General features: G+C 42.4%; 8 protein-coding genes. 4 read left to right on the top strand and 4 right to left on the bottom strand.

The genetic code is table 11. The annotated features are described in order from the left end of the window. A partial coding sequence (locus PX481_RS07390; protein WP_288094178.1) for a GTP-binding protein occupies window positions 1-251 on the top strand: 251 nt, incomplete at its 5' end. A gap of 90 nt (window positions 252-341) precedes the next feature. Here the strand turns inward: PX481_RS07390 and PX481_RS07385 are convergent. Continuing rightward, a complete protein-coding gene (locus PX481_RS07385; protein WP_288094176.1) occupies window positions 342-1,253 on the bottom strand; it encodes a metal ABC transporter solute-binding protein, Zn/Mn family in 912 nt (303 codons plus the stop codon). A gap of 134 nt (window positions 1,254-1,387) precedes the next feature. Here PX481_RS07385 and thrS point away from each other — a divergent pair, with 134 nt between their 5' ends. Then, a complete protein-coding gene (gene thrS / locus PX481_RS07380) occupies window positions 1,388-3,187 on the top strand; it encodes a threonine--tRNA ligase (RefSeq protein ID WP_004159593.1) in 1,800 nt (599 codons plus the stop codon). 86 nt (window positions 3,188-3,273) lie between these two features. Here the strand turns inward: thrS and PX481_RS07375 are convergent, their stop codons facing one another. Beyond that, window positions 3,274-3,570, bottom strand: coding sequence for a DUF7219 family protein (locus PX481_RS07375; RefSeq protein WP_002743720.1), 297 nt, complete (start codon window positions 3,568-3,570; stop codon window positions 3,274-3,276). 337 nt (window positions 3,571-3,907) lie between these two features. Between PX481_RS07375 and purC the strand changes: the two genes are divergently transcribed. Together purC and coaE are read left to right on the top strand one after the other, a co-directional pair. After that, a complete protein-coding gene (gene purC, locus PX481_RS07370; protein ID WP_288094174.1) occupies window positions 3,908-4,633 on the top strand; it encodes a phosphoribosylaminoimidazolesuccinocarboxamide synthase in 726 nt (241 codons plus the stop codon). Window positions 4,634-4,746: 113 nt separating this feature from the next. Then, window positions 4,747-5,346, top strand: a complete 600-nt coding sequence (gene coaE, locus PX481_RS07365; protein ID WP_004159597.1) for a dephospho-CoA kinase — start codon at window positions 4,747-4,749, stop codon at window positions 5,344-5,346. A gap of 130 nt (window positions 5,347-5,476) precedes the next feature. Here the strand turns inward: coaE and PX481_RS07360 are convergent, their stop codons facing one another. Beyond that, the gene (locus PX481_RS07360) at window positions 5,477-6,307 is read right to left on the bottom strand and encodes an energy-coupling factor transporter transmembrane component T family protein (protein ID WP_002764144.1); all 831 of its coding nucleotides are present in this window, start codon (window positions 6,305-6,307) and stop codon (window positions 5,477-5,479) included. Window positions 6,308-6,581: 274 nt separating this feature from the next. Then, window positions 6,582-8,750 (bottom strand): lytic transglycosylase domain-containing protein, encoded by a 2,169-nt coding sequence (locus PX481_RS07355; protein WP_288094172.1) that lies wholly within the window; start codon window positions 8,748-8,750, stop codon window positions 6,582-6,584. Window positions 8,751-8,871: the final 121 nt, after the last annotated feature.

Here is an 8,871-nt window from a genome sequence, read left to right as displayed (position 1 = left end):
TCCTCGATAATCAGTTACCGGAAAGCGTTTTCCGCGCTAAGGGTATTCTCTGGTTTGATGAGAGTCCTAAACGTCATATTTTCCACCTTAGTGGTAAACGTTTCACTCTCGAAGATGACGAATGGAAAGGTACTCCGAAAAATCAGCTAGTTCTTATCGGTCAAAATCTCGATCATGAAACCCTAAAAGAACAGATTAACAATTGTCTCATTTTACCTGCTGTCAATCGCGGTAAAGGATTTGGGAAATAGATAACCATCTCTTGCGGGTGTGTTAGCCTAGGGTAACGCACCCCCATCACCTAAATTCCCCACTTCCCCACTACCCCCAATTATTTATTTTTATTCGGGTACTTTTCCCCCTAAAGATTCCACGATCGAGCGAGTATTTTCTTTCAGCATTTTTACATAACTATCCCCCCCAGTACCCACCGCACCGATCGAATCAGAATATAATTGTTGTGGTGCTAATTTCACCCCCGCTTCTTCGGCTACAGTGGTAATTAAAGCGGGATTAATAGTGGTCTCGGCAAAGATAGCAGGAACCTGGAGATTTTTAATAGCATCGGCTAAATTTTTCACCGTTTGGGCGCTAGGTTGTTCTTCGGTACTAATGCCAATTAAAGTTCCTGCAACTTTTAAACCATAGGCATGAGCATAATACTGAAAAGCGTCATGAGTGGTGACTAATTGCCTTTGGGAAGGGGGGATAGTTTTAATAGCCGCAGTAATCCAGCGATCAAGATTTTCTAATTCCCTGATTAATTGGGCGGCATTTTCAGTAAAAATCTCTTTATCTTCGGGACTTAATTCAATCAATTGATCTCGGATTTTTTTCACCATGATTATGCCATTTTTTGCCGAACCCCAAACATGGGGATCGGGTACTTTCTGCCCCTCTTTTTCCAGTTGTAAAGGTGTAATGGCTTCTCCCACAGCCACTTTTTTCGCTTTAACTGCCGTAGAATCGATCATTTTAATTAACCCCGGTTCGAGATTATAACCGTTATAGAGAATTAAATCGGCTTTTTCTAAAGCCACACTATCGGCGGGAACTGGTTCATAAACGTGGGGATCATCCCCTGGTTTTAAAATGTCTTGATGGTCAATTTCTTCACCGCCTACTCGTGCGGTTAAATCGGCGATAATTGTGCTGGTGGAGATTACCTTGGGTTTTTGGTTATCAGTGGTATTAACCGAGGCATTACAAGCAACCAATCCCAAAAATAAACAGGATAAAATTAGTTTTTTCATCGAGAAATAGAGATGAGGGGTTAGAGGTTAGAGATGAGGGGAAATGGCATTGATATCTATCCTGATTTTTTTCCTGACTAAAGACTCCTTTTACTATTAAAATAGAGAATAGAGAAGGTGTAAATTGAAGAGATATGGATAACCAAGCCCCGATTAAACTACCGAAAACCAGCGAATCCGACCACCTCAAGCGAATTCGTCACACCACCTCCCATGTGATGGCCATGGCGGTGCAGAAATTATTCCCGAAAGCCCAAGTTACTATCGGGCCTTGGACTGAAACCGGATTTTACTACGATTTTGATGTGCCGGAACCTTTTACCGATAAGGATCTCAAGGACATCAAGAAAGAGATGGTCAAAATTATCAATAAAAAACTGCCGGTGATTCGCGAGCAAGTTTCTCGGGAAGAAGCGGAAAAGCGCATTAAAGCGATTAATGAGGTCTATAAGCTGGAAATTCTGGCGGGAATTCAAGAACCCATCACCCTCTATCATCTTGGTGACGCTTGGTGGGATTTGTGCGCCGGTCCGCATCTAGATAATACAAGCGAACTAGACCCAAAAGCGATCGAATTAGAGACGGTAGCGGGTGCTTATTGGCGTGGGGATGAGAATAAAGCCCAATTACAGCGCATTTACGGCACAGCCTGGGAAAATCCCCAACAATTAGCCGAATACAAGCGCCGTAAGGAAGAAGCACTCAAACGTGACCATCGCAAATTAGGCAAAGAATTAGGTTTATTTATTTTCTCTGATTCTGTCGGGCCAGGGTTGCCTTTATGGACACCGAAAGGAACTTTAATTCGTTCTTTGTTAGAAGATTTTCTGAAAAAAGAACAGTTAAAACGCGGTTATTTACCCGTAGTTACTCCCCATATTGCTCGCGTCGATTTGTTTAAAATTTCCGGTCACTGGCAAAAGTACAAAGAAGATATGTTTCCCATGATGGCAGACGATGAGGAATCTGCTAGTAAGGAAATAGGATTTGTGCTTAAACCGATGAACTGTCCTTTTCATATTCAAATCTATAAAAGTGATTTGAGATCCTATCGGGAATTGCCGATGCGTTTGGCAGAATTTGGTACAGTTTATCGTTACGAACAATCGGGAGAATTGGGGGGGTTAACTAGAGTTCGCGGTTTTACCGTCGATGATTCCCATTTGTTTGTCACTCCCGAACAATTAGACAAGGAATTTTTAAGCGTTGTTGATTTAATTTTGACGGTGTTTAAGAGTTTACAATTAAAGAATTTTAAGGCGCGATTGAGTTTTCGTGACCCCGAATCGGATAAGTATATCGGTTCCGATGAAGCTTGGGAAAAGGCACAATCAGCGATTAGAAAAGCGGTGCAAACTTTGGGGATGGATTATTTTGAAGCCCCCGGAGAAGCGGCTTTTTATGGTCCAAAATTAGACTTTATTTTCCAAGATGCCCTCGAAAGAGAATGGCAGTTAGGAACGGTACAGGTAGATTATAATTTACCCGAACGTTTTGAACTAGAATATGTTGCTGAAGATGGTAATCGTAAACGTCCGGTGATGATTCATCGCGCACCTTTTGGTTCTTTGGAACGTTTAATCGGTATTTTAATCGAAGAATACGCGGGGGATTTTCCTCTTTGGTTAGCCCCTGTCCAGATACGATTATTACCGGTTAGTGATACTCAATTGGATTACGCTAAAGAGGTGACAGCGAAAATGCAATTGTTAGGAATTCGCGCCGAAACCGATACCAGTGGCGAACGTTTGGGTAAAATGATTCGCAATGCTGAAACTGCAAAAATTCCCGTGATGGCAGTGGTGGGGGCAAAAGAAATGGAAAGTAATAGTTTAAGTATTCGCACCCGTGCCACGGGCGATTTAGGGGTAATTAGCGTCGAGGAAGTGGTGGCAAAATTAGAAAGTGCCATCCAAAATCACGGTAATTTTTAAGCGTTTGCTCATCTCATTCTATGGGGCAGAAAATATTTCTGTCCCAGCATTTTTGAGCAACCCAGGAGATTTTTCTTGATTATCCTTTAGGTATCGTCATCTTTTTGAAAGGGATTTTCCCCAATGCCTAGGCCTTTTTTGCTCTGTTTTAAGTCTTTCCAGAGGGCTTTAATTTTTTGATAGGCTTCTAGAGAACTGATTTTGCCCCCCGTTTCCAGATTACAAATAAAACTGACTTTTTGGGCAAATTCCTGTAAATTGGCGTTAAATAGCAAGTTTTCTGGCTTAAATTCCCCATAGTAGGGCGCGCGAGGATAGAGAAAATCCTCCTTGCGGCGATCGGGGAGATTCGGGTTATCATCGTTAGGAGGATTCTGATTCATAGGGCGACGGCGGGTAATTTTTCGGAATTTCTTTAGATTTTTCGGTAATGGTAATGGGAGATAATATCAATTGTTGGCTATGATTGAGGATTTAAGTAAAAACTTGGCTGATTCGCCAAAAGTTGACCCCTGGTATCGTGACACTTTTTGGTTATAGGTTAAGGTTCGATCGTCAAATGTTGACAGTTATCTTTAAGCTGCAATTATACATTATTTTTCTCAACGATCATCTACCCAATGATAGAGACTTTTTGCCTGGGTTGATCGCCAAAATTTACTGCCGCCACTATCTGATTAACCATCGATTTTCGTTTATCAATTGCCGAGGATGATAACTATGGAAAAACTCTATGAAGGTAAGGCCAAAATTCTCTATCAAACCGATGATCCTGATATTCTCCTCACTTATTACAAAGACGATGCCACCGCTTTTAATGCCCAAAAACGCGGGCAAATTGTCGGTAAAGGAGAAATTAACTGTACTATCTCCACTGCCCTATTTCAATGGTTAGAATCCCTAGGAATACCTACCCATTATATCGATCGCCCTAGTTCTAGGGAAATGCGCGTCAAGGCGATTAAAATTATTCCTTTGGAGGTAGTAGTCAGAAATATCGCTGCCGGGAGTTTGTGCAAGCAAACGGGATTAAAGGAGGGGAAAGTTTTACCTTTTCCTCTTGTAGAATTTTATCTCAAGGACGATGCTTTAGGCGATCCTTTGTTAACGCCCGATCGCATAAAAGTGATCGATATTGCCAGCGAGGAGCAAGTCAATCAGTTACGAGATTTAGCCCTGCAAATCAATCAATATCTGCAAGAATTTTTCGATAAGTGCCAGATTATTCTCGTCGATTTCAAGTTAGAATTTGGAGTTGATAAAACGGGCAAAATTTATCTAGGTGATGAAATTAGCCCCGATACCTGTCGTCTCTGGGATAAAACCCAAGAGGATGCCCAAGCGCGCATTCTCGATAAGGATCGTTTTCGTCGCGATTTAGGAGATGTGGAAACTGCCTATCAACAAGTACAAGCAAGAGTTTTACAACAGATAGAGGGTTTATAACCGTAGGGTGTGTTAGCGAGCGCGTAACGCACCTTAGATAGAGAGTTTATAACCGTAGGGTGTGTTAGCGAGCGCGTAACGCACCTTAATTGAGATTAGCAATTTAATAATTTATGTCGAGAAGAATTATCGGGTTAACAGGGGGAATAGCTTGTGGTAAATCCACGGTTTCCAATTATTTAGAAAATATCTACAAAATTCCTGTCCTTGATGCGGATATTTATGCCCGGGAAGCAGTGGAAAAAGGTTCGGCAATTTTAGAGAGAATTTTTCAGCGTTATGGCAGAAAAGTTAAAACTGAGGATAATTCCCTTAATCGCCAACAGTTAGGAGAGATTATTTTTAATAATCCCGAGGAAAAAATCTGGTTAGAAAGTCAGATTCATCCCTACGTTAGAGAATGTTTTAAGCGGCATTTAGAGCAGTTAGAAGCCCCGATAGTTGTTTTTTCTGTTCCTTTATTATTGGAAGCCAAACTAACCCATTTAGTCACAGAGATTTGGGTGGTTTCCTGCGGTTTTGAGCAACAAATTCAACGCTTAATGACTAGGAATAACTTAAGCAGAGAACAAGCGATCACTCGGATTAATAATCAAATGCCTTTAGCCGAAAAAATTGCCTTAGCTGATATTGTTTTGGACAATTCCGGGGATTTAGAAGCTTTATATACCCAGATCGATCGAGCTATAAGTAGCTGGTTAGAATTAAATTGAAGATAGATTTTGGGTTCGATCCCCCCTGCCCCCCTTGATAAGGGGGGTGCCGATAGGCGGGGGGATCCCCCTTGATAAGGGGGGAAACTGATAGTTTTTAACACCTAACTACTTACAATAGGGATTGAGCTTAAAACAACCAGGCAAATTTTCCCACCCCGAATTTTACATAGAGAATAATTGCCAAAACCAATAAAAATAGAAAGCCAATAATTAATAAATAGTCTTTATTGGTTAAGATTGATTCCTGTAAAAATGTGCGATCGGGATCACCAGAGAAAGCTTTAGCTTGTAGAACTACCTCTAATTTTTGCGATTTAGCCATAGCGTTTAAAATTAAAGGTACAGCGATAGAAGCGTAAATTTTTCCTTTTTGTAACCAACCCATTTTTTCTATTGCTAATCCTCGTAATCTTTGAGCAGAAATAATCGATCGAGATTCTTCTACTAGGAGAGGAAATAAACGCAGGGTAGAGGAAAAAATAAAGACTATTTTGTAAGGAATTCTGGCCTTAGTTAAACTCACCATCATCTGATTTATATCGGTGGTAAAAATAGCGAGGGGAATAATTAAAACCATCGTGAGAGTTTTAAAGATCACATTTAAACCGTAGAGGGTTCCCTCCACAGTCATTTTATTAGAACCGACAGTTAATAAGGGAGTTAATTCAGTTTTTCCCGTTAAAGTTTTTACCTGTTCCACATTAAAAAATCCCATGGTAATTAATAAGAATAGATAAAAAGGAGCCATGAATTTTAAAATAGTGAGAAGATAAGACCATTTTACCCCCGCCCAGAGACAAGCTAAAGCGACAATAAGAGTTAGAAAACCGCCAGCGAGGGGACTTTCCCAAGTAAAAGCGATGAGAGTAACCACGATCATCATGGTTAATTTTGTCCGAAAATCTAGGCGAGTAAAAGGAGAATTTTGATCGACGGTTTGCCAGTTAAATGATTGCATAATCAGGAAAAAAGTTAGTAAGTAGCTAGGTGTTAAAAACTGTCAGATGCCCCCCTTATTAAGGGGTATCCCCCCGCCTATCGGCACCCCCCTTATCAAGGGGGGCAGGGGGGATCGGCACACCCTTATTAAGGGGGGATTAAGAACGTAGGTTGGGTTGAATCATGAAACCCAACGCCCGATTATGTTACGCTACCGCTAACCCATCCTACAAATAATTGTGCCTCCCTACTTACTTAAGGGAATGAGTTAATCACCTATCCCCATTAATCAACTAGGAAGGGTTAGCAACTCTCTTCATTTGCTCTTGAATTTCGGGGTTATAAATCTGGAGATAATTCCAATAATTACCAAACACCGATTCTATATAACCCTTAGTTTCTCTAAAGGGAATATTCTCGACAAATTCATCGGGATCGCTAAAATCGAAACGCTGTTTCCATTTAGAAACTGCCCCAGGTCCAGCGTTATAACTAGCCACAGCAAAAAGTGAATTTCCGGCGAATTTGCCGTGGGTATAATCGAGATACCATGTCCCCATCATAATGTTATCTTCGGGATTAGTTAAAGAATAACTTTTATTGCCAGTATTACCCGCGATATATTTACCCGTATCGGGCATAATTTGCATTAATCCCACTGCCCCCACAGGAGAACGAATTTCTTTTTCAAAGCGGGATTCTTGCCGGATTAAAGCTGTCACTAGCAGGGGATTTAATTGTCTATCTTTTGACCATTCCAGGATGCTATCGTAGTAGGGGAAAGGGAATAAAGCGTGCCAGTATTTATCATTTTGTCGCAGGACTTTCCATGCTTCCCTTTCCTCTGGGGTATCTCTTTCTCGCAAGCGCCAAATCAGGTTAATTCCTTCTAAATTTTGATTGCGAGAGAGTTTATAGACACCGAGGTTAAATTGTTCGTCAACGGTTAAATTCCAAGGATCAACAATTTCTGCTTGGAAGAGATTCCACGCGTCCGTATCTTCACCAATGCGATATAGTTCCTTGAAAGCTTCCGAACCGGCGGGAGTATCGTTACGGGTGGCGGGTTTGACGGTGGTAGGATTATAGGAGCGGACAGTGGTAAAATCCCCCACGTCCCAACCTAATAAAACCGCCGAGCGCCAAGCATAATAGGAATGGGGATGACGAGAAATAGTGTAGGTAAAAGCTTGTTTTGCTTCTTGGTTTTTGCCCAGTTTTTGCGCCCATTTTCCCACCCAAAAGGCCGCTTTCGGGGCAATTTGACTATCGGGATTATTAACCGCAATTGGCTGCGCCCACTGCCACGCCTTGGCGTAATCGCCGGATTTAGCGGCTCTTTGGGCCATTAACCAGCGATAATCGGCGGCTTCGTCAGATTTTGGGTATTTATTTAATAAAGTCTGCCATGTTTGACTAGCGGCCTGGGCATTAGTTGAGTCCAGTAATTTGGCTTTCGCTTCCAAAGCTTCCGGAGCGCGATCGGGAAATTGCTTGACAATGCGATCGAGATATGCTATAGCATCGCGGTTAGGAGAAATTTGGGCGAGTCGCAGTAATCCTAACCCGGTTTCTGAGGCCTGGGGATAGGTTTTAATTAATTTTTGGTAAGCGCTGCGAGCTTCTGGCAGTTTTTTGGCAATTTGTAGCCCGCGGGCGTAACGATAGGCTTGTTCGGGGCTAGGAGTGGCTTTAGCGTAGGCTTTATAGGCTTTTTCGTACAATCCCGACTGCCAATAACCTGCCCCAATCATTGCCCAATCCGCCGGAGTTAACTGCTCGGCGTAGTCTTTCACCAAACGATTGCGGGCCTGATTGAGGGTAGGATCAAAAGGATTAGCCTTGGCTAACTGTAACCATAAGGGAAATTGATCGGGATTTTCTTGAAGACGTTGGCGAATTAAAGCCAAAGTACGCGGGTGTCGGGGGTATTCCTTAAGCAATTTCTCATGATAACTGGGGTCGTATTTGCCCAAAGAGTAGTAAGCTTCCGCCACTACGGGCGATTGGGGATAGGTTTCCAGTAATTTTTGCCAAATTTCTCGCGCTCTTTCACTATCATTGCTTAATTCGTGGGCGCGTCCCTGTTTGAGGAGAATCTGGGGAGCGAGGACAGGATATTGTTTTTCTAAGCCTTCTAATTGTTTTAAAGCCGGACCCCCTTCATATTTTCTCAATAAATCCATAGCCAAGAGATAGCGGGCGCGACTACGATCTAAAGAGGGCGCATTGGCATCAGCAACATCTCTTAACTTGACATCTCGCTCGGTTTGTGGTAAGGAAGCGCTATCAACTACGGCAGAGGGTTGGTTAGGATCTTGGCTAGGAACCGAAGCACTATTGCGATCGAGCCAAGCGAGAATTTTCGGGTGAAAGAGAAAGAGACTGGTGAGAGTAAAAAGCGCAACCCCAGAACCTAGTCCAAGAATGAGCGGGGTGTGAGGGGGGAATTTCTTAAACATTACCTTATTAAAGACAGTAACTCAACATACATTATCAATGATCGTGGTGACAGGTTGTTTGTTTCAATCAGGTTGGGGAAGTGGGGTGTGGGGTGTGGGGTGTGGGGTGTGGGGAGGTGGG

The organism is Microcystis sp. M53603_WE2, assembly GCF_030065435.1.
Note: the sequence above shows the minus strand (reverse complement) of the source record. Positions and strands in the feature narration are given on the sequence as shown.

Excerpts from the sequence above, each read along its gene's own strand:
- PX481_RS07385 (WP_288094176.1), bottom strand. The coding sequence starts at position 1,253 with ATGAAAAAACTAATTTTATCCTGTTTATTTTTGGGATTGGTTGCTTGT.
- thrS (WP_004159593.1), top strand. The coding sequence starts at position 1,388 with ATGGATAACCAAGCCCCGATTAAACTACCGAAAACCAGCGAATCCGAC.
- PX481_RS07375 (WP_002743720.1), bottom strand. The coding sequence starts at position 3,570 with ATGAATCAGAATCCTCCTAACGATGATAACCCGAATCTCCCCGATCGC.
- purC (WP_288094174.1), top strand. The coding sequence starts at position 3,908 with ATGGAAAAACTCTATGAAGGTAAGGCCAAAATTCTCTATCAAACCGAT.
- coaE (WP_004159597.1), top strand. The coding sequence starts at position 4,747 with ATGTCGAGAAGAATTATCGGGTTAACAGGGGGAATAGCTTGTGGTAAA.
- PX481_RS07360 (WP_002764144.1), bottom strand. The coding sequence starts at position 6,307 with ATGCAATCATTTAACTGGCAAACCGTCGATCAAAATTCTCCTTTTACT.
- PX481_RS07355 (WP_288094172.1), bottom strand. The coding sequence starts at position 8,750 with ATGTTTAAGAAATTCCCCCCTCACACCCCGCTCATTCTTGGACTAGGT.